Origin of the sequence: Sulfitobacter sp. W002 (assembly GCF_025142135.1) — a bacterium.
GTDB classification, from domain to species: Bacteria; Pseudomonadota; Alphaproteobacteria; order Rhodobacterales; family Rhodobacteraceae; genus Sulfitobacter; species Sulfitobacter profundi.
This window is the reverse complement of sequence record NZ_CP081126.1, coordinates 2,072,508-2,091,904: the sequence shown is the minus strand read 5'-3', so window position 1 is coordinate 2,091,904 and position 19,397 is coordinate 2,072,508. Positions and strand designations below refer to the sequence as shown.

Genomic DNA, 19,397 nt, shown 5'->3' with positions numbered 1-19,397 from the left:
CTTGAATCTGCGGGGTTGAGACGTGAAATAGGGGGTAACCTGCAACGCAACGGAACGCAATGCCCACCCATTCAGAGACCCGCCAACTGCCCTATAGCGCGCAACAGATGTATGATCTTGTCGCCGATGTGGCCCGCTATCCCGAATTCCTGCCTTGGACCGCTGCTGCGCGCATTCGCAGTGACGAAGACCGGGGCGATCACCGGGTGATGGAAGCCGATCTTGTGATCTCTTTCAAAGTGTTTCGAGAGCGGTTCACCAGCCGCGTCGTGCTCTGGCCCGAGGCCAAGAAGATCGATACGGAATACCTCGACGGGCCCTTCAAGTATATGAAATCAAACTGGCATTTCGAGGATAACCTCGAAGGCTGTCAGGTGCATTTCTTCGTCGATTTCGAATTCCGCAACGCCATCCTGCAAAAGGTCATCGGCGTGGTTTTCAACGAGGCGATGCAGCGCATCGTGCGCGCCTTTGAGAACCGCGCGAAAGAGCTTTACGGCCCCAAGGGTTAAAGCGCCGCGAAGCCTCGCAGCAAAAGGCCGAGCGCATGGTCGCGGGCGGCCAAGCGCACGGCATCACGGCCCTCGGCGCCGAACTCCACCGTTTCGGTCTGAACCCCGGCTGCCGTGGCAAGGCCGAAACAGACGCGGCCCTCGGGCTTGTGCTCTGATCCGCCGGGGCCTGCGATGCCGGTGATGGAGACGGCGATCCGCGCCTCGGACCGCGCCAGAGCGCCCGCCGCCATTTCTGCGGCGACCTGTTCCGAGACCGCACCCCAAGCCGCCAGCGTCTCCTCTGACACCCCCAGCATCGCCATCTTCGCCGCATTGGTATAGGTGACGGAACCCCGGTCAAGCAGCGCCGAGGAGCCCGGCAGATCGGTCAGCGCGGCTGCGAGCATGCCGCCGGTGCAGCTTTCCGCACAGGCGACCATCGCGCCAGTTTCGCGGGCCTTTTCCAACAGTTGCGCGGCAAGGCTCATTTATAGCACCCCGTGATAAAGTGCGGCCAGCGCCATGACGCCGAGCGCCGCGAAAACCCCGGCAAAGATATCGTCGAGCATCACCCCCCAAGGCCCGCCCAAACGGTCGGCCCAGCCGATGATCAGCGGTTTGGTGATGTCGAACAGCCGGAACAGCGCGAAGGCTGCGATCCAACCGGGCCACATGGCAAGGATCGGGATTTGCATCGACCAAGCGGCATAGGACAGCGGCAAAAGCGCGATCCACTGGCCGACCAATTCATCGACCACCACCTCTCCGGGGTCATGATCCGGCCCGCCCGCGGTGTAGCGTCCGGTGGCCCACCAGCCCAATGGAATGGCCACCAAAAGCCCGATCACCAGCAGCGGAAAGCCCCCCAACACATGCAAAAGCCAGGCATAGGGCAGGGCGATGAGCGACCCCCAAGTGCCCGGCGCGGGGCGGATGTGGCCGACGCCCAGAAGCGTCGCGATCAGATGTGCTGCGGTCATGATTTCACCAATGTTGCCGTGGCCATACAGGCGATGCCTTCGCCCCGCCCGGTAAAGCCGAGGCGCTCGCTCGTAGTGGCTTTGACTGATACGCGGTCGATCTCAATCCCCAGCATCTCGGCCATCGCGGCGCGCATCGGCTGCACATGAGGGCCGATCTTAGGGCTCTCGCAAATGAGCGTGCAATCGACATGGGTGAGGGTGAAGCCCATGTCGCGCGCCAGTTCTGCGGCATGACGCAGGAAGATTTCGCTGCGCGCGCCTTTCCACTTTGGATCGCTCGGCGGGAAATGCTGGCCGATGTCGCCGCGTGCCAGCGCGCCGTAGATGGCATCGGTCACCGTGTGCAGCGCCACATCGGCGTCGGAATGGCCGACCAGCCCGTGGGTATGCGGGATGTCGATGCCGCAGAGGGTCACGTGATCTCCGGGGCCAAAGGCGTGCACGTCAAATCCGTTGCCGGTGCGAATGTCCATGCGGGTCTCCAATATGCGGGCGGCGCGGGCGAAATCCTCGGGCCGGGTGATTTTCAGGTTATCGGCGCTGCCTTGGGTGATGGCAACGGTCAGGCCCGCGGCGCGGGCGACTTCGACATCATCCGCCGCTTGGCCGTCATGAGCGGCATGGGCCGCGCGGATCGCGGCAAGGTCAAAGCCCTGCGGCGTCTGCGCGGCGAAAAGGGCGCTGCGGTCTTGCGTGCCGGTGACGCGGCCTTCGCTGCCCTGCCAAAGCGCATCTGTGATAGGCAGTCCGGGGGCGGCGGCTTGATACTGGTCCAGCGCATCAATCACGCCAGCAATGATCTCGGCCGAAACGCAGGGCCGCGCGGCGTCATGGATCAACACCTTCTCCGCCTGCCGAATGGCCCCAAGCCCCCGTTGGACCGAGGCCGCACGCTCCGCCCCGCCGGTGGTGACGGTAACGCCTTGGGCCGCAAAAGCCTCGGCCTGATCCATGTCGTCTTTGTGCAGCACCAGCACGATTTCGGCGATCTGGGGCAGGGCGCGAAACACGGCGAGGGTGTGATCGATCACACGCGCCCCCGCCAGCGCCTGCCATTGCTTCGGCTGCGGACCGCCGGCGCGGCTGCCGCGTCCTGCGGCAACGATCAGAGCTGCGATACTCATGAGGGCAATCTGGAAAACGTGGTGAACATGGCCCTGTCTAGGCAATGCGGCGGCGGGGTGCAATCTGGGGTGGCTGCCTAAAAAATAAGCAGTTGCTTGGCGCATAGCTGCTTTTCAGGCTAGTTTCATTGAGGTCACCCCGTGGCAGAGCTACACAGCAAGGGACCGCACAAGGATTAAGCATGTGACCGCCGACCCCCTGACATTCGACCCTCCGGTATTCCTCGCCCCGATGGCCGGGATCACCGATCTGCCCTATCGCAACCTCGTGGCGCGATTCGGGGCCGGATTGGTCGTGTCGGAGATGGTCGCCAGCCAAGAGTTGCTCAGCCGCCGCCCCGGCACGCGGGAGAAAGCGGAGCTTGGGCTGGATGTTGTCGGCACCTCCGTTCAGCTTGCCGGGCGCGAGGCCGAACCGATGGCCGAAGCCGCCCGCATGGTTGAGGCGATGGGCGCGCGGATCATCGACATTAACATGGGCTGCCCGGCCAAGAAGGTGACGCAGGGCGCCTCCGGCTCGGCACTGATGAAGACACCCGATCACGCGCTGCGGCTCATCGAGGCGGTGGTCGGCGCGGTCAAGGTGCCGGTGACGCTGAAAACCCGGCTGGGCTGGGACGACAATATGCTCAACGCCGCCCCGATCGCCAAGCGGGCCGAAGAGGTGGGCGTGCAGATGATTACCATCCACGGGCGCACGCGCTGTCAGTTCTACAAGGGCCGCGCCGATTGGGCCGCGATCCGGGCGGTGAAAGAGGCCGTGAATGTTCCCGTCATCGCCAATGGCGACATCATCGGCAGTGACACGGCGCGCACGGCGCTGCGGCTGTCGGGGGCGGACGGCGTGATGGTGGGCCGCGGTGCGCAAGGAAGGCCGTGGCTGCTGGCGCAGATCGCCCATGATCTGCACGGACGGCCCAAGCCGATGATCCCGCAAGGGCAGGCGATGGCCGAGATGGTGGCCGAACATTACGACGAGATGCTGCGTTTCTACGGGGCCGAACTGGGTGCCAAGGTCGCGCGCAAACATCTAGGCTGGTATATGGATCACTGCGCCACCCCTGCCGATCTGCGCCGCGCGCTGCTCACGGCGCGCGAGGTGAAAACCACTTTCGATCTCATCGCGGAGGCCATGCAATATGACGCCGCCACCGCCCAACCCCGGGCCGCAGCATGAGAAGCGAGACCCCGGAACGGCAGGTTTGGACCTCTTTGCCGGTGCCTGCCTTCATCGTCGGTGCCGATGACCGGGTCGTCGATCTGAACCCCTCAGCCGAAGGCTTCCTCAATGCCTCCGCCCGCGCCACCATCGGCCAGTCGATCTGGAAGTTGATCGCGGTGGATCACCCGCTTGAGGCTGCCTTTGCCCGTGCGCGGCTGCAGGGCACGCCGCTGTTCGTGAATGACGTGGATGTGGGCGCGATGCAGCGCGCGCCTTTGCAATGCGGCTTGCAGATTGCGCCGCTGGTGGGCGGGGCGGGGGAGATGGTTCTGATGATCACCCCGCGCGAATTGGCCGGGCGCATCACCCAAGATCACAGCGTAAAATCCGCCGCCAAATCCGCCATCGGCATGGCCGAGATGCTGGCCCATGAGATCAAGAACCCTTTGGCCGGGATCACCGGCGCGGCGCAGCTTTTGTCGATGAATCTATCCAAAAGTGATCTGGAACTGACCGATCTCATCGTCGCCGAAAGCCGGCGCATTGTGAAACTGCTGGAACAGGTCGAGCAATTTGGCAACCTCATGGCGCCCGAGCGCAAGCCGGTGAACCTGCATGATGTGCTGGACCGCGCCCGCCGGTCGGCGCTGTTGGGCTTCGGCTCAAAGATGAAAATCACCGAGGATTACGACCCCTCTCTGCCGCCCGCGCTTGGTGATAAGGACCAGCTTTTGCAGGTCTTGCTGAACCTCATCCGCAACGCGGCTGAGGCTGCGGGCGCGGCGGGGGGCACGATCCGGCTGCGCAGTTTCTATGAACACGGGTTCCAGTTGCGCCGCGCCGATGGGGATGGCCAGCCATTGCCCCTACAGATCGAGGTGATTGACGATGGCCCCGGCCTGCCGGACCATATCCGTGCCGATGTTTTCGATCCTTTCGTCTCGGGCCGGGAGAATGGCACGGGGCTGGGCCTCGCCTTGGTGAGTAAAATTATTTCAGACCACGGAGGCTGGATTTCAGTCAGTTCCGCCCCCGGTCGAACCGCATTCCGCATTTCGCTGCCGCGCGCAGGCGCTGCTGCCCTCAAGGAGAATTGACATGGATGGCACCATCCTCGTCGCCGATGACGACCGCACGATCCGCACCGTTCTGACCCAAGCGCTGACCCGCGCGGGCTGCAAGGTTCATGCCACTTCAAGCCTGACCACCCTGATGCGATGGGTCAGCGAGGGCAAGGGCGACGCGGTGATCTCTGACGTGGTCATGCCCGATGGCAACGGGTTGGAAATGCTCCCGAAAATCGCGCAGGACCGACCCGGCTTGCCGGTGATCGTTATCTCGGCGCAGAACACCATCATGACCGCGATCAAGGCGGCAGAGGCCGAAGCCTTTGACTATCTGCCCAAACCCTTCGACTTGCCAGATCTGATGAAGCGCACCGCTCGCGCGTTGGAGCAACGCACGACGCTCAACCGCAAGGCCGCTGCCGACGACGGTGCCGAGATCGACGCCGAACGTGATGACCTGCCTATGATTGGCCGCACCCCGGTGATGCAGGCGCTCTACCGCACCGTGGCGCGGGTGATGAACACCGATCTGCCGGTGCTGATCTGGGGCGAAAGCGGCTCGGGCAAATCGCTGATCGCGCGGGCGATTCACGACTTCTCCGACCGGCGCAGCCTGCCGTTCGTGACCGTGACGGATGCCGATCTTGCCGATATCGAAGGCCCCTCGCGGGTGTTGGCGCGGGTCGGTGGTGGCACCTTGATGATCGACGAAATCGCGGATTTCCCCCAAGATATTCAAGCCCGTCTGGTGCGGATGATGGATGCGCCGGGCGAAGACGCGCCGCGATTCATGGCCACCAGCCAAAGCGATCTGGATGCGGCGATGCAAGAAGGCAAGCTGCGCCGCGATCTCTATTACCGCCTGTCGGGGGCGACCCTCGAAGTGCCTGCACTGCGGGACCGGGTGGAGGACATCCCGCTTTTGGCCGATCACTTCTTGGCACGTGCCAACCCCGGGCCTGCGTCACCGCGCAAACTGTCGGACAAGGCCGCGCAAATCTTGCTGAAGTTCCCATGGCCGGGCAATGTGCGCCAATTGGAACATGCCATGCGGCAACTCGCACTGGCCAGCCAAGCGGCCGAGATCACGGCGAGCGAGGCCGAGCAGTTGCTGGGCGCGCAAAGCGGTCCGGCACCGATGCAGACCGAGGCTGATACCGAACGGCTGGGGGCCTCGGTCGAACGTCATTTGCAGCGTTATTTCGACCTGCACGGCTCCATGCTGCCGCCTCCGGGGCTTTACGCGCGGATTCTGCGCGAAGTCGAACTGCCGATGATCGAAATCGCGCTTGCCGCGACGGCAGGGAACCAAGCTAAATGTGCCGCTTTGCTGGGAATTAACCGAAATACTTTGCGTAAGAAGATCACCGACCTCGATATTGAGGTGACACGGGGCCGCAAGATGATGTAAAAGAGCCACATAACAGTGGCCATCGGGGTACTCTCCCGTTCAGGACCACATAATATGGCGGTTGATGCAGCAATGCATCACAACATCGGTGAGGTATGCGGGTGGCAACCCGGTCACGCAGGTTCAAGCTCGAACGGTTGGGGCGTCTCAGGCGAGTCAAGCGGCTGCGCAATTGGTCCACCTTTGGGCTGGTGGTGCTGGGGCCGGTTTTGGCGCTTGCGACCTATCTGGCACTCGGGCCTTTGGGGCAGGGGGCGGATACGCTTAACCTGCGGCTCATTCTGTTGTCCGATCTGGTCTATGTGCTGCTGGTGGCGGCGCTGGTTCTCATTCAGGTCGGCCGGCTGATCTCAGCACGCCGCGCCAAATCAGCGGGCTCTCGGTTGCACCTGCGGTTGACAGGCGTCTTTGCCCTGATGGCGCTGATCCCGACCGTCACGGTGGCGATTTTTGCCGGGCTTACGGTGAACGTCGGGCTCGAAGGCTGGTTTTCTGACCGGGTCAGCGGCGTGGTCGGCTCGTCGCTCGCGGCGGCGGAGGCCTATGAGGCCGAGCAGCGCGAGGCGCTGATCTTGGACGCGCAGACCCTTGCCCGCAGCATCGACAGCGCCCGGGCACAGGGCATTAACCTGAGCGACAGTGAGCTTTTGGGCGAGGGCCAGCGGCAAATTCAGCGCGGCCTGCGCGAGGCGTTTCTGATCGACAGCACCGCGCAGATCCGGGCGCGAGGGGATCGGTCCTATCTCTTTGATTTCGAAGCACCCACAGAGGCGCAGCTTGAGACCGCCAGTGACGAGGGCCTTTTGGTCATCGAGGACTGGCCCAACAATGAATTCCGCGCGCTGGTGCCGATGGACGCCTATGTCGATCGTTTTCTCTATGTCTCTCGCGCGGTGGATGGTGAGATTCTGGCGCTGCTGGATGAGACCAAAGAAACGGTGCGCCTGTACCAACAGCTTGAATCCGAACGCGGGCGGCTGCTGTTCGAATTTGCCCTTGTTTATCTGGGCTTTGCGGTGATCCTCATTCTGGCCGCCGTTTGGCTGGGCCTGTGGTTTGCCGAACGGCTTTCCGGCCCGGTTGGGCGCTTGACCGGCGCCGCGCAGCAGGTGGGTGCGGGTGATTTGAACGTGCAGGTCCGCGAAGAAGAGGGCGATGACGAAATCGCCATGCTGGGGCGTTACTTCAACCAGATGACCCGGCAACTGAAGGGCCAGCGCGAGACCCTGTTGGAGAATACCGACCAGATCGAGCGCCGTCGCCGGTTGTTCGATTCCGTGCTAAGCTCGGTGACCTCGGGCGTTGTGGGGCTAGACCCGGAGGGGCGCGTCACCTTCGTGAACCGCTCTGCCATGCGGCTGCTGGACTGGTCGGAAGATCAGCAAAGCCTGCCGCTGACCCTTGCCGTGCCGGAGTTCGGGCCGCTGTTTGAGACAGTGAAGGCCGCGTCTGACGAAGTGGCGCAGGCGGAGATCAAAGTCTCGCGCCAAGGGGCGATGGAGAACCTGCTGGTGCGTATGGCGACCCGGCGTTCTAAGGATGGCGATCTTGAGGGTTATGTCGTGGCCTTTGACGATGTGACCGATCTGGTCAGCGCGCAGCGCATGGCCGCTTGGGGCGACGTGGCGCGCCGGATTGCCCATGAGATCAAGAACCCGCTGACGCCCATTCAGTTGAGTGCCGAGCGCATCCGCCGCAAGTTTGGCCCCAAGATGGCCGAGGGCGATGATGACGCGCTGGAGCAGATGACCGGGGTGATCATCCGCCAAACCGGCGACCTGCGGCGCATCGTCGACGAATTCTCGAAATTCGCGCGGATGCCAGAGCCGGAAACCAGCCGTCAGGACATCCGGCAATTGCTGCGCGATGCGGTGTTACTTCAGCAAAGCAGGCAGGAAGAGGTGGCGATCAAGCTTGACCTGCCCACGCAGCCGGTCATGGCCAATATCGACGGCACGATGATTTCGCAGGCGCTGACCAATCTGATCAAGAACGCGGGCGAAGCCATCGAAAGCCTGAAGAAAAAAGGCACGACCGAGGGGCATGAGCCGCAAATTCGCGTGCTCCTGACGCCCGAGAACAGGCTTTTGCGGCTGACCATTGCCGACAATGGCATCGGCCTGCCCGAAGACCGCGCGCGGCTGTTCGAGCCCTATGTGACCACGCGCAGCGAGGGCACCGGACTGGGCCTGCCCATCGTCAAAAAGATTATCGAGGAACACGGCGGCAGCCTGACGCTCGAAACCGCGCCCGCATTCGACGGGCAAGATCATCACGGTGCCATGGCAGTCATTTCACTGCCCTTGGCCATCGACGCAACGACAGACCAAGGGGATAAGGCAGATGAGTGACATTCTGATTGTAGACGACGAACGCGACATCCGTGAGTTGATCTCGGACATCCTTGAGGATGAAGGCTTTGCCACGCGCTTGGCCAGCAATTCTGATGAGACGATGGCCGAGATCAACACCGAGGCGCCCGCGCTGATCATCCTCGACATCTGGTTGAAAGACAGCCGGATGGACGGGATCGATATTCTAAAGACCGTCAAACGGGACAATCCCGATGTGCCGGTGGTGATCATCTCGGGCCACGGCAATATTGAAATTGCCGTAGCGGCGATCAAACAAGGGGCTTACGATTTCATCGAAAAGCCGTTCAACATCGATCAATTGCTGGTGGTGATCCGCCGCGCAATGGAAACCTCGCGCCTGCGCCGGGAGAACCAGAACCTCAAGCGCCGCGACGTGGCGACCTCCGAGATGATTGGCACCTCCGCGCCCTATCGCGCCCTGTTGGGGCAGCTTGACAAGGTGACCAAATCCAATGGCCGCGTGATGCTGACTGGCCCCGCGGGGTCGGGCAAGGAAGTGGCCGCGCGCTATATCCACGCCCATTCCGCCCGCGCCTCGGCGCCCTTTGTCACCGTCAACTGCGCCGGGGTGGCGCCTGATCGGATGGAAGAGGTGCTCTTTGGCCGGGAGACGCCGGACCGCGGGGTCGAGCCGGGGTTGCTGGAACAGGCCCACGGCGGGGTGATCTATTTCGATGAGGTCGCCGACATGCCGCTTGGCACCCAGTCCAAGATCCTGCGGGTCTTGGTCGATCAACAGTTCACCCGCGTAGGCGGGACCGACAAGGTCCGCGTCGATCTGCGGGTGATTTCCTCAACGAACCGCGATCTGGATCAGGCGATCAAGGCAGATACCTTCCGGCAGGAACTCTATCACCGTCTGAACGTCGTGCCGATTGCCGTGCCGTCCTTGGAGGAGCGGCGCGAAGATATTCCGCTGCTGGCCGAACATTTCATCGCCGAGTTCAACACCTCCCAAGGTCTGCCGCAGCGTGCGTTGACCGAAGATGCCGTTGCTCTGATGCAGACGATGGTCTGGCCCGGCAATGTGCGCCAGCTTAAGAACCTTGTTGAGCGGGTGCTGATCCTCGGGGATGGCACCGGCCCGATCGAGGCCCGTGAACTGCCGGGCGAAGAGGAAAACGGCGGCGATGAGGGGCGCGTGGTGCTTTCCGGCGCGCTGGCAACGCTGCCGTTGCGCGAAGCGCGCGAGGCTTTCGAGCGGGAGTATCTGCTGACCCAGATCAACCGCTTTGGCGGCAACATCAGCCGGACCGCAAATTTCGTCGGGATGGAGCGCAGCGCCCTGCACCGCAAGCTGAAATCCCTCGGCGTTGTGACCTCGGCCAAGGCGGGTGTGCGCGTGGCCCATGTGGACGAGGAAATCGAAGCGGCAGGCTGACCCCCGCCGCAGAACTGCGAGGGGGCGTGCCCCCTCGCGCAGCGCCTCACCCTTGGGTGACGATCTGGAACGACCCATCGCTGTTGCGGATCACGCAGGACTTGGGGTTGAGTGCGGGCAGCGTGGTGGTGGCGCGCGCAGGTGCGGCGCGGGCCACATTGCTGGGGCAGGCGGGGATCGACACCGGCGCGAAACCTCTGTCGGCCATACATTGCCCCTCAACCCGGTTGCGCAGGTCTTGGTTGGGGTCAAAGGTCACCAATTCACCCGGCACGTAAAAGCCGCCCCGCGTGGTGCAGTTGTTATTGGCATCGCATTGGCGACGCTCGGGCACATAGCGCGGCGGTTCGCGGCGAATTTGCGTTGAGATCGGCACGTCGCGCAGGGCCTGCACCTCGCAAGAGGTGGTGGCCCGGTTGACCTGCGCAACGGTCGCGCCCGGTTTGTAATAGGTGTTCAGCGGCGCGCAGGCCGCAGCCATCAGGGCGACAAACGTTAGGGCAAAGGCGCTGCGCGATGCGCGTGGGGATATCGGTTTCATGACCCCATGATGCCGCTGTTGGATGGTAAAGACAATTGATTTGACCCTTGCCAACCCATCTGTCATGCCCTCTAACCGACCCAAGACAACCCTCACACGATCTTTGCTTAGGGTAAGGAAGCCTTCATGAAAATCATCATTTGCGGCGCAGGGCAGGTGGGTTGGCAGATTGCCCGTCACCTCAGCGGAGAGCGCAACGATGTGACCGTGGTCGACAGCAATGCCGAATTGATCCGCCGCGCCACCGACACGTTGGATGTGCAGGGCATCGCCGGTTTCGCCAGCTACCCCGATGTGCTGGACCGTGCGGGCGCGCGGGACGCCGAGATGATCATCGCCGCGACCCACTCGGACGAGGTCAATATGGTGACCTGTCAGGTGGCGCATTCGGTCTTTGGCATCAACCGCAAGATCGCCCGTCTGCGCAGCCAGTCCTATCTGGATGCGATTTATTCCGACCTTTACCGCCGCGATCACATGCCGATCGACGTGGTGATTTCCCCTGAGAAAGAGGTCGCCACTGCAGCCCTTCAGCGTCTCAGCGCGCCCGCCGCCTTTGACACCGAGATTTTCATGGAAGGGCAGGCACAGCTTCTCGGGATTACCATCGACAGCGATTGCCCGGTGGTGAACACGCCGCTGCGGCAGCTCACCGATCTCTTCTCGACCCTGCGCGCGGTCGTCGTGGGCGTGCGCCGCGATGGCACGCTGTTCGCGCCCGAGGCGAAGGATCAGCTTTTCGTCGGCGATGACTGCTATGTCTTTTCGCATCACGACGACATCGCCCGCACGATGGAGATTTTCGGCAAACAGACCACCAAGCAAGAGCGTGTTGTTCTTGTGGGGGGCGGCAATGTCGGGTTGACCGTGGCGCAACACCTAGAGGCCGGGCCGCTGCGCGTGCGCACCAAGATGATTGAGAAAAACCGCAAATGCGCCGAACGCGCCGCCGAAGGGCTTGAGCGGACGATCGTGTTGAACGGCGACGGGCTCGATGCCGCGCTGCTGGCCGAGGCGGGCATCAGCCGCGCCGATGCGATGCTGGCGGTGACGGATGACGACAAAACCAACATGTTGTCTTGTGTGCGCGCCAAGGCCGAGGGCTGCCCCTATGTCATCGCGCTGATCAACGACCCGACGCTGGTGCCGCTGATGACCCACCTTGGCATCGACGCCTATATCAATCCGCGCGCCACGACGGTCAGTTCGATCCTGCGCCACATCCGCCATGGGCGGGTGCGGGCGGTCTATTCCATCGGCGATGCCGAGGCCGAGGTGATCGAGGCCGAAGTGCTGTCGACATCGCCCCTCGCGGGCAAGAAAGTCTCGGAAATTGACTTCCCCGAGGGCGTGTTGATCGGCATGCTGCGCAAAGAAGGCAAGGTGATCCGCCCCATGGGCAGCACCCGGATCGACGAAGGGGATGTTGTCGCCCTCTTCGCTCTGGCCGAAGATGTGCCGCGGGTTGAGCAGCTTTTGCAGGTCTCGATCGACTTTTTCTAAGCGCAGGAGCGCCTTTGTGACGCAACCGACCAGCATAGGGCCGACCGGCATCCGCCGGGAGATCGTGCAGCTGCCGCTGTTCTTGCAATTGTTCGGCGTCTCTGCCCTGTCGATGATCCTGCCGTCGATCCACGGGCTGGTGATGAATGACCATCTGGCCAGCCGCGCCTTTCTCTATGCCGGTCTGCTGGGGCTTGTGGCCTTCACGCTTATCGCCATCGCCCATGCCGGGCGCAAACCCTTGGATGGCGCGCTTGGGCCGCTCTTGTCGCTGCTGTCGGCCTTTGTGTTCTTGCCGGTCTTTTTCGCGGTGCCCTTCCTTGAGGCGTTGCCGACCACGCGGTTTATGAACGTCTATTTCGAGATGGTCAGCGCCCTGACCACCACCGGGGCCACCATGTTCAACCCAGAACGGTTGAGCGACACCCTGCATCTGTGGCGCGCGCAGGTCGGTTGGATGGGCGGGCTGCTCATGTGGGTCACGGCCTCGGCCATTCTGGCCCCGCTGCATTTGGGCGGCTTTGAGGTGACGGCGCAGGCCGAACCGGGGCGGCCCGATGACCGGATCGGCGCCCGCATGGGCCGGATCACCCCGCGCCAACGTCTGCTGCGCACCACGCAGGCATTGCTGCCGATCTATTTCGGGCTGACGCTGCTGCTTTGGCTCTTGCTGGTGATCGGCGGAGAGACGGCCTTGGTGGCGCTTTGTCATGCCATGTCGGTCATGGCGACCTCGGGCATTTCGCCCATCGGGGGCGTGGCCGAAGCGCAGGTCGGCGTCACCGGCGAGGCGGTGATGATGCTGTTTATGCTCTTCGCCCTGTCGCGACTGACTTTTTCCAAAGATACCGTGACCGCGACCCAAGGCGGGCTGATGACCGACCCAGAGTTCCGCATCGGCCTTTTGGTGGTGATCGGCGTGCCGTTGCTGCTGTTCGCACGCCACTGGATCGGCGCCTTCGAGGTTGAGGTCGAGGTCGACGGCACCCGCGCTTTGCACGCGCTTTGGGGCGGGCTGTTTACCGTGCTGTCCTTCCTGTCGACGACCGGTTTCGTCTCTGAACATTGGGCCGAGGCGCAGAATTGGTCGGGGCTGCGCACGCCGGGGCTGGTGCTCATGGGGCTTGCGCTGATCGGGGGCGGGGTGGCCACCACGGCGGGCGGGGTCAAGCTTTTGCGGGTCTTCGCGCTCTATCAAAACGGCGTGCGGGAGATGGACCGGCTGGTCTATCCCAATTCCGTCAGCGGCGCGGGGGCCGCCGGGCGTCGCTTGCAAAGCAACGGGGCCTTTATCGCGTGGATTTTCTTCATGCTTTTTGCCATGTCGCTCGCCGGAGTGACCCTGCTGCTTACCCTGACTGGCGCGTCCTTTGATGCGGCGGTGGTCATGTCGGTGGCCACGCTCTCCACGACCGGGCCGCTGATCGAACATGCTGCCGACAAACCCATCCATTTGATCGAACTGGGCGTGGCCGCGAAAATCATCCTCAGCGGCGCAATGGTGCTGGGTCGGCTGGAAACCTTGGCGATTATTGCGCTGATGACCCCGAATTTGTGGCGCGCCTGACACGTTTAGCGCTAGAACCGCCCTAGTCCGCTGATATTGGGGCTGGAAACTCACGCTTTCGCACTCCATACTTGAGGCAATGGGGGGGTCCGGTACGCGGACGCCAGCAAGAACAAAAGGCGAGACTACCATGGCGTCAGACAGACAGAACCTTCAGGATGCGTTCCTAAACCACGTCCGCAAGACCAAGGTCCCGGTGACAATTTTCCTGATCAATGGCGTCAAATTGCAGGGTGTGATTACCTGGTTTGACAACTTCTGCGTTCTGCTGCGCCGCGACGGTCAATCGCAACTTGTCTACAAGCACGCGATTTCGACCATCATGCCAAGCCAGCCGATCAGCCTTTATGAGGGCGAAGACGCTTCTTGAGCCGTCCAGCATTTCAGATCGACAACAGCGATGGACCCCGCGTAACGCGCGCTTGGGTGCTGCATCCTGATATCAAGACCGACAACGACCGGCGCGCGCCTGAGCCCGCGCTGGCCGAAGCCGTTGCATTGGCCGAAGCGTTGCCAGAGCTTGAGGTGGTGGGGGCCGAAGTGGTGCCGCTGCGCACGGTCCATGCCGGTATGCTTTTCGGCAAGGGCAAGATCGACGAGCTTGAGCAGCGCATGAAGGCGGCGGAGGTTGACCTTGTGCTGGTCGACGGCCCCGTGACGCCCGTGCAGCAGCGCAACCTTGAGAAGGCTTGGGGCGTGAAACTGCTCGACCGCACCGGGCTGATTCTTGAGATTTTCAGCGACCGCGCGGCGACCCGCGAGGGGGTGCTGCAGGTTGAGATGGCCGCGCTAAACTACCAGCGCACGCGGCTTGTGCGCGCGTGGACCCACCTTGAGCGGCAGCGCGGCGGTTTGGGCTTTGTCGGTGGTCCAGGTGAGACTCAGATCGAGGCGGACCGCCGCGCCATCGACGACCAATTGGTGCGCCTGCGCCGGCAGTTGGAAAAGGTCGTGAAAACCCGCGCCTTGCACCGTGCCGCACGGGCCAAAGTGCCGTTTCCGATCGTCGCGCTTGTGGGCTATACCAACGCCGGAAAATCCACGCTTTTCAACCGCCTGACCGGGGCCGAGGTTATGGCCAAAGACATGCTCTTTGCCACGCTCGACCCGACCATGCGCAGCCTTGTTCTGCCCGACGGGCCAGAGATCATTCTCAGCGACACGGTCGGGTTCATCAGCGATCTGCCCACCGAACTTGTCGCCGCCTTCCGCGCCACGCTGGAAGAGGTGTTGGCCGCCGACATCATCTGCCACGTGCGCGATGTGTCCCACACTGAGACCGAAGAGCAGGCGCAGAATGTGCGCGATATCCTCGCCTCACTGGGCGTCCCGAAAGAGACCCGCAGTTTCGAGGTTTGGAACAAGCTGGACCTGCTGCCCGACGACCGCGCTGACGCCATGCGCGCGCGGGCGGCGCGCAACGATGATGTGCTGGCAATCTCGGCCATCACCGGTGAAGGGCTTGAGGCGTTTCAGGAAACCATCGCCGAAGCGCTGCAGGGGGCGGTGCGCGAGGCCGAATTGACCCTCGGCTTTGCCGAAGGCAAGAAACGCGCGTGGCTGTTTGCGCAGGACGTGGTGGAAGGTGAGCGTCAGACCGAAGACGGGTTTGAGATCACCGTGCGTTGGTCCGCGCGACAAGAGGCTGAATTCCAGCAGATTTAACATGCAGGCGGCGCGGGACCGGGTGGATTGGTAAAGATGCAAATTCGCAAACTCCACGCCGAGGATGCCGCCGTGTTTCATGCGCTTAGGCTTGAAGGGCTGCACGCGCACCCCGAGGCTTTTGGCGCGTCCTTTGAGGGGGAAGCCAACCTGCCGCTTGCCGATGTGGCAAAGCGGTTGGAGGCAGGCTGCGTCTTCGGTGGCTTCAGCGAGAGCGGTCGCCTTGAGGGCGTCGTCGGCCTTGCACAGTCTCAAGCGCCTAAGACCCGGCATATCGCGACAATCTGGGGCATGTATGTGCGTCCAGAAGCGCGTGGAGGCGGGTTGGCGCAGGCATTGATGGAGGCAGCCATGGCAGAGGCTGATGGCCGCTGCATCTCGATCCGCCTGTCGGTCGTTTCCACGAACCAAGCCGCACTGCGTCTCTATAAGCGGATGGGGTTCACCCAATGGGCCGTGGATACCGAAGCGCTTTTGGTGGACGGCGCTTACTATGATGAGGTTTTAATGCGGCGGTCGCGCTCCTAAGCAACGCCGCGGGCACGATCGGCCAATATTAATCGCAAACCACTCGAATTTCGCCCGCCGCGTCGCATATGGTGAAAAGACCTTTTGCGGAGCGCTTCCATGACCCTCGCCATCCTTTATATCTCAACCGCTGTGATCTTCCTCGGGCTGGACTACCTTGGGTTGACCTATCTCATCAAACCCGTGTTTGAGCGTGATATCGGGGACTGGCTGCTGGATGAATTCCGCGTCGCCCCGGCGCTGATCTTTTACGCTTTCTTCGTCGCAGTGGTGCTCTGGTTCGTGTCTTGGCCCGCGATGATGCAGGACCATTCTTTGCTCTGGGTCTTCGGCAATGCGCTGCTGATCGGAGCGATGGGCTATGGCACCTATGAGTTCACCAATCTGGCCACGCTCAAAGATTGGACATGGGCCATGGTGGCGCGGGATTTCACTTGGGGGGCGGTCCTGACCGGGACGGCGGCGACAGCAGGCGTGGCGATCACCCGCGCGCTGACCTAGCGGCCATTCTCGGTCGACCAGCGCCAAGCGCCGGGTTGCAGACCGGCCAGTTCCCAATCGCCCACGCTTTCGCGGATCAGCCGCAGGGTGGGCAGCCCCACATGGGCCGTCATGCGCCGCACCTGTCGGTTGCGCCCCTCGCGGATGGTGATGCGCAGCCAAGCGTCCGGCACCGTCTTGCGAAAACGCACGGGCGGGTCGCGCGGCCAAAGCGCCTCGGGCGCGTCGATCAGATCCACTTGGGCCGGTTTCGTAACGCCGTCTTTCAGTTCCACCCCCTTGCGCAGCGCCTCAAGGGCCGCGGCATCGGGCGTGCCTTCGACCTGTACCAGATAGGTTTTGGGCCGCTTGTACTTGGGATGCGCGATGCGGGCTTGCAGGGGGCCGTGGTCGGTCAGCACCAAGAGCCCTTCGCTGTCGCGATCAAGCCGCCCTGCGGGATAAAACCCCTTTTCGTCGATATAGGCCGAGAGTGTGGGCCGCGTGCTGCCCTCGGTGCCTTTGTCGGTGAATTGCGACAGCACGCCGTAGGGTTTATTCAGCAAGATCACGCGGGCGGTCATTGGGCCGGCTCCAATCGGGTCACGCCCACGGCGGCGGCGCGGGCCAGTTCGGCGTCGAGTGACATCGGAATATATTCGCCCCGCCGCCAGAGCTGCGCCATGTCGTCGTAATGCCGCGACAGGAAATGCCCCGATTGCCCGGTGGAAGTGACAAAGACCGAACTGTCGGGATCGGCAAAGTCATAGACCCCGCGGTAGCCTGCACCATGCACATTATAGAACGGGTCTTTGCCGGTGCCGCGGGTCAGCCCCCGTTGCAGGGTATTGTCCCCGCCAGAGGTCGACTGGCGGATGTTCACGAAATAGCGCAGCAGCGGCACGTCGCCCAAGACGGGGTGATCATGGGTCGCCTGATGCGCGTCGCCCCAGCGGAGGGATTCCAACTGCGTGCCCCAAGTCTCTTTGATCCAGAGCAGGGCGTCGTCCAATGCCAGTCGCGCCATGTCATGGCACGTCTCTACCGGCGCGGATTGGCGCACGTCGCACCATTTCGCAGCGCCTTGCACATCGCGAAAGGCGCGTTCGATGAAGAGCGGTTGAATATGGGTGAATTCTTCGGCCAGTGGCCCCAGTTCATCCCGGATCAGACGGTCCTGCAGGGCGCGGATCCATGCGGCATAGATCAGCGGCTCGGGCAGGTGTTCGTTCATTTCACCCGACCAGCCTGCCAGCAGATCCAATGCGCGCTGGCGCTGGCGTTCGGGCGTGCCATCGGGCGCGGCCTCTCCGGTGAACCACAGCTCAGCGCCGATCAGCGGCAAGAGCGCGCGGGCCGTGGGGCTGACCGTATCAAGCTGCGCTTCGATGAAACTGTCGCGGGTATGCACCTCACGGTTCTGCATCAGCCGCTGCCAGCGTTGCACCCGCTGCGTGTCGCCCCAGACAAAGGAGACGTGGTTGGGAAAGGGGCGATCGACGGTCTTGTTGTTGGTATTGCCAAGGATGCCGCCCGCGGGGGCGATGAACTCAGGGTTGGCGGTATAGGGCAGCATTCCGTCCCAACGGTTCGCGGCGATCCAGCCGGGGCTGGGCATGCGCCCTTCGCTTTGGTGATTGGCGTCGCGGCGTGGCATAGCGCCGATGGTCTTCATGGCGATGGTGTCACGGTCCACCAGTGTGAGGTTCTGCGCCGGGGCCACATAATCGGTCGCGGCATTGATCGCCTGCTGCACCGATTTCGCGCGCATCACCTTCATCGCGGCGGCAAGCGAGGTGTCTTCTTCGGTAAAGAGGGTCGAGGCGACAGAGGCCACATGCCCGGGCGGCGTGATGCTGCCAAGGTTGTAATGGCTGCCCGGCAGCACCGGGCCATTGTCGGTCCAACGCAGGGTAACGGTGATGGGGTCGGCATCCGCGATATTGATGATCGACGAGCGTTTGCGGAATTTCTTGAACCCGTCGGGGGTGCGGTATTCCTCGGTATTGTCGGGGTTCAGCTCTTCGATATAGACGTCTTGGTCGTCGACATAGGCGGTGGTCAGCCCCCAGCCCAGATCGGCGCTGCGGCCTGTCAGAACCACGGGCATGCCGGGTATCGTGCCGCCGATCACGCCGCCGGTCTCAAGCTCCAGACGGGCCAGATACCAGATCGCCGGGGCGGTGAACCCCAAGTGCGGATCATTGGCCAAAAGCGTGCCGCCCGCGGCAGAGCGCGACGGCGCTGCGGCCCAAGCGTTGGATGCACCGGCGAAGGCCTGCCGTTTGAAAGGCGACAGCGGATGACTGTCCATCGGTGCTGCGGCGGCGTGGCGCGTCGTCACGTCAGGAAAGAGTGCGGCATATTCGGGCAGGGCGGCGACACCGCTGCCCGGCGCGTCCGGCAGGATGTCGCGCAGGCGGTCTTGGTCGCTCAACTCCAATGATACCCGTGCGCGCAGCACTTCGGCCTCTAGGTGGCCCGACATCTGCAGGCCCATCAGCTTGGTCACGGCCAATGAGTCGGCGGGCCGCCACGGGGCCATGGGTGCGTTGAAAAGCCACATCTCGGGCGCGCCACGGCCCAAGGCTTCGGTGTTGATCTGATCTAGGCGGGCGTTGATCCCGGCGGAATAGGCTTCAAGCGCCGCGTCGGTTTCGGGGTCAAGCTCACCTGCCGCCGCCACGGCAAGACGGTAGATATCATAGCGCCGCATCAGCTTGTCGGTGGTGACGGTGGCGGTGCCAAAGACCTCAGACAGGCGCCCCTGCGCGGTGCGCCGCAGGGTGATCAACTGCCACAGCCGGTCTTGGGCATGGGCGAAGCCAAGGCCATAAAATACGTCTTCGTCGGTTTCGCCAAAGATATGCGGCACATTGGCGTTGTCGCGCACGATCTCGACCGGGGCGCTGACGCCTTGGACATCAACCCGATCATCATAGTCGGGCAACGACCGCGCGGCGAACCAGTAGACCAGCAGCAAAACCACGACGCTCAACGTGACGAGAAACACCGCCAATCGGATAAGCCAGCGAAACATCAATGCCATCGGGGGATCCTCGGCTGGCGCGCAGATTGACCGGAGCGCGCAGGGTGGTAGGTGTTGTGACAGGGAA

At 63.0% G+C, this 19,397-nt stretch carries 18 protein-coding genes; 12 read left to right on the top strand and 6 right to left on the bottom strand.

Annotation, left to right across the window (positions count from 1 at the left end; all coding sequences use genetic code 11):
• The first annotated feature begins 59 nt into the window (after positions 1 to 59).
• Positions 60 to 512 (top strand): type II toxin-antitoxin system RatA family toxin, encoded by a 453-nt coding sequence (locus tag K3758_RS10285; protein WP_259944498.1) that lies wholly within the window; start codon positions 60 to 62, stop codon positions 510 to 512.
• On the opposite strand, the gene K3758_RS10280 is transcribed toward K3758_RS10285, so the two are convergent.
• From K3758_RS10280 to K3758_RS10270, 3 genes are read right to left on the bottom strand one after another with little or no spacing between them, the layout of a single operon-like run.
• Positions 509 to 982, bottom strand: coding sequence for a CinA family protein (locus K3758_RS10280; protein ID WP_259944497.1), 474 nt, complete (start codon positions 980 to 982; stop codon positions 509 to 511). The two genes, K3758_RS10285 and K3758_RS10280, sit on opposite strands and share 4 nt — an antisense overlap.
• Positions 983 to 1,474, bottom strand: coding sequence for a phosphatidylglycerophosphatase A (locus K3758_RS10275; protein ID WP_067264054.1), 492 nt, complete (start codon positions 1,472 to 1,474; stop codon positions 983 to 985).
• On the bottom strand, positions 1,471 to 2,601 hold the full coding sequence (locus tag K3758_RS10270) for a bifunctional 2-C-methyl-D-erythritol 4-phosphate cytidylyltransferase/2-C-methyl-D-erythritol 2,4-cyclodiphosphate synthase (RefSeq protein ID WP_259944494.1): 1,131 nt from the start codon (positions 2,599 to 2,601) through the stop codon (positions 1,471 to 1,473). The genes K3758_RS10275 and K3758_RS10270 overlap by 4 nt, the downstream gene beginning before the upstream one ends.
• 184 nt (positions 2,602 to 2,785) lie before the next feature.
• Here K3758_RS10270 and dusB point away from each other — a divergent pair, with 184 nt between their 5' ends.
• The 5 genes from dusB (at position 2,786) to K3758_RS10245 (ending at position 9,997) form a co-directional block, all read left to right on the top strand.
• The gene (gene dusB / locus K3758_RS10265; protein WP_259944492.1) at positions 2,786 to 3,778 is read left to right on the top strand and encodes a tRNA dihydrouridine synthase DusB; all 993 of its coding nucleotides are present in this window, start codon (positions 2,786 to 2,788) and stop codon (positions 3,776 to 3,778) included.
• Positions 3,775 to 4,860, top strand: coding sequence for a nitrogen regulation protein NR(II) (locus K3758_RS10260; RefSeq protein WP_259944490.1), 1,086 nt, complete (start codon positions 3,775 to 3,777; stop codon positions 4,858 to 4,860). The genes dusB and K3758_RS10260 overlap by 4 nt, the downstream gene beginning before the upstream one ends.
• Before the next feature lies 1 nt (position 4,861).
• Entirely contained in the window at positions 4,862 to 6,241 is a 1,380-nt protein-coding gene (locus K3758_RS10255) for a sigma-54 dependent transcriptional regulator (RefSeq protein WP_259944487.1), read from the top strand.
• 95 nt (positions 6,242 to 6,336) lie between these two features.
• Positions 6,337 to 8,592 carry a PAS domain-containing sensor histidine kinase gene (locus K3758_RS10250; RefSeq protein WP_259944486.1) on the top strand — a complete coding sequence of 752 codons (2,256 nt, stop codon included), beginning with the start codon at positions 6,337 to 6,339 and terminating at the stop codon, positions 8,590 to 8,592.
• The gene (locus tag K3758_RS10245) at positions 8,585 to 9,997 is read left to right on the top strand and encodes a sigma-54 dependent transcriptional regulator (RefSeq protein WP_259944484.1); all 1,413 of its coding nucleotides are present in this window, start codon (positions 8,585 to 8,587) and stop codon (positions 9,995 to 9,997) included. Before K3758_RS10250 ends, K3758_RS10245 begins: the two co-directional genes overlap by 8 nt.
• Before the next feature lie 46 nt (positions 9,998 to 10,043).
• Here K3758_RS10245 and K3758_RS10240 read toward each other — a convergent pair whose 3' ends face one another.
• The gene (locus tag K3758_RS10240) at positions 10,044 to 10,538 is read right to left on the bottom strand and encodes a hypothetical protein (RefSeq protein WP_259944482.1); all 495 of its coding nucleotides are present in this window, start codon (positions 10,536 to 10,538) and stop codon (positions 10,044 to 10,046) included.
• Between the two features lie 126 nt (positions 10,539 to 10,664).
• Between K3758_RS10240 and trkA the strand changes: the two genes are divergently transcribed.
• From trkA to K3758_RS10210, 6 genes are all read left to right on the top strand, one after another.
• On the top strand, positions 10,665 to 12,041 hold the full coding sequence (gene trkA, locus K3758_RS10235) for a Trk system potassium transporter TrkA (protein ID WP_259944481.1): 1,377 nt from the start codon (positions 10,665 to 10,667) through the stop codon (positions 12,039 to 12,041).
• Between the two features lie 16 nt (positions 12,042 to 12,057).
• Positions 12,058 to 13,608: a TrkH family potassium uptake protein gene (locus K3758_RS10230; protein WP_259944478.1), complete on the top strand. Its 1,551-nt coding sequence runs from the start codon at positions 12,058 to 12,060 to the stop codon at positions 13,606 to 13,608.
• Between the two features lie 130 nt (positions 13,609 to 13,738).
• The gene (gene hfq, locus K3758_RS10225) at positions 13,739 to 13,978 is read left to right on the top strand and encodes an RNA chaperone Hfq (RefSeq protein ID WP_007119530.1); all 240 of its coding nucleotides are present in this window, start codon (positions 13,739 to 13,741) and stop codon (positions 13,976 to 13,978) included.
• On the top strand, positions 13,975 to 15,273 hold the full coding sequence (gene hflX, locus K3758_RS10220; RefSeq protein ID WP_259944477.1) for a GTPase HflX: 1,299 nt from the start codon (positions 13,975 to 13,977) through the stop codon (positions 15,271 to 15,273). Before hfq ends, hflX begins: the two co-directional genes overlap by 4 nt.
• 36 nt (positions 15,274 to 15,309) lie before the next feature.
• Complete coding sequence (locus K3758_RS10215; protein WP_259944476.1) at positions 15,310 to 15,801, top strand: GNAT family N-acetyltransferase; 492 nt, start codon at positions 15,310 to 15,312, stop codon at positions 15,799 to 15,801.
• Positions 15,802 to 15,900: 99 nt separating this feature from the next.
• Positions 15,901 to 16,302 carry a DUF2177 family protein gene (locus tag K3758_RS10210; RefSeq protein ID WP_259944474.1) on the top strand — a complete coding sequence of 134 codons (402 nt, stop codon included), beginning with the start codon at positions 15,901 to 15,903 and terminating at the stop codon, positions 16,300 to 16,302.
• On the opposite strand, the gene K3758_RS10205 is transcribed toward K3758_RS10210, so the two are convergent.
• Together K3758_RS10205 and K3758_RS10200 are read right to left on the bottom strand one after the other, a co-directional pair.
• Positions 16,299 to 16,865 carry a pseudouridine synthase gene (locus tag K3758_RS10205; RefSeq protein ID WP_259944472.1) on the bottom strand — a complete coding sequence of 189 codons (567 nt, stop codon included), beginning with the start codon at positions 16,863 to 16,865 and terminating at the stop codon, positions 16,299 to 16,301. The genes K3758_RS10210 and K3758_RS10205 overlap by 4 nt on opposite strands.
• Positions 16,862 to 19,330 (bottom strand): penicillin acylase family protein, encoded by a 2,469-nt coding sequence (locus K3758_RS10200; RefSeq protein ID WP_259944471.1) that lies wholly within the window; start codon positions 19,328 to 19,330, stop codon positions 16,862 to 16,864. The genes K3758_RS10205 and K3758_RS10200 overlap by 4 nt, the downstream gene beginning before the upstream one ends.
• Between the last annotated feature and the right edge of the window lie 67 nt (positions 19,331 to 19,397).

What these genes read in the sequence shown, in the direction of transcription:
- K3758_RS10250 (WP_259944486.1), top strand. Translation starts at nt 6,337, where the DNA reads ATGCGGGTGGCAACCCGGTCACGCAGGTTCAAGCTCGAACGGTTGGGG.
- K3758_RS10270 (WP_259944494.1), bottom strand. Translation starts at nt 2,601, where the DNA reads ATGAGTATCGCAGCTCTGATCGTTGCCGCAGGACGCGGCAGCCGCGCC.
- K3758_RS10245 (WP_259944484.1), top strand. Translation starts at nt 8,585, where the DNA reads ATGAGTGACATTCTGATTGTAGACGACGAACGCGACATCCGTGAGTTG.
- K3758_RS10280 (WP_259944497.1), bottom strand. Translation starts at nt 982, where the DNA reads ATGAGCCTTGCCGCGCAACTGTTGGAAAAGGCCCGCGAAACTGGCGCG.
- K3758_RS10255 (WP_259944487.1), top strand. Translation starts at nt 4,862, where the DNA reads ATGGATGGCACCATCCTCGTCGCCGATGACGACCGCACGATCCGCACC.
- hfq (WP_007119530.1), top strand. Translation starts at nt 13,739, where the DNA reads ATGGCGTCAGACAGACAGAACCTTCAGGATGCGTTCCTAAACCACGTC.
- K3758_RS10200 (WP_259944471.1), bottom strand. Translation starts at nt 19,330, where the DNA reads ATGGCATTGATGTTTCGCTGGCTTATCCGATTGGCGGTGTTTCTCGTC.
- trkA (WP_259944481.1), top strand. Translation starts at nt 10,665, where the DNA reads ATGAAAATCATCATTTGCGGCGCAGGGCAGGTGGGTTGGCAGATTGCC.
- K3758_RS10210 (WP_259944474.1), top strand. Translation starts at nt 15,901, where the DNA reads ATGACCCTCGCCATCCTTTATATCTCAACCGCTGTGATCTTCCTCGGG.
- K3758_RS10275 (WP_067264054.1), bottom strand. Translation starts at nt 1,474, where the DNA reads ATGACCGCAGCACATCTGATCGCGACGCTTCTGGGCGTCGGCCACATC.
- K3758_RS10285 (WP_259944498.1), top strand. Translation starts at nt 60, where the DNA reads ATGCCCACCCATTCAGAGACCCGCCAACTGCCCTATAGCGCGCAACAG.
- K3758_RS10205 (WP_259944472.1), bottom strand. Translation starts at nt 16,865, where the DNA reads ATGACCGCCCGCGTGATCTTGCTGAATAAACCCTACGGCGTGCTGTCG.
- K3758_RS10260 (WP_259944490.1), top strand. Translation starts at nt 3,775, where the DNA reads ATGAGAAGCGAGACCCCGGAACGGCAGGTTTGGACCTCTTTGCCGGTG.
- K3758_RS10240 (WP_259944482.1), bottom strand. Translation starts at nt 10,538, where the DNA reads ATGAAACCGATATCCCCACGCGCATCGCGCAGCGCCTTTGCCCTAACG.
- K3758_RS10215 (WP_259944476.1), top strand. Translation starts at nt 15,310, where the DNA reads ATGCAAATTCGCAAACTCCACGCCGAGGATGCCGCCGTGTTTCATGCG.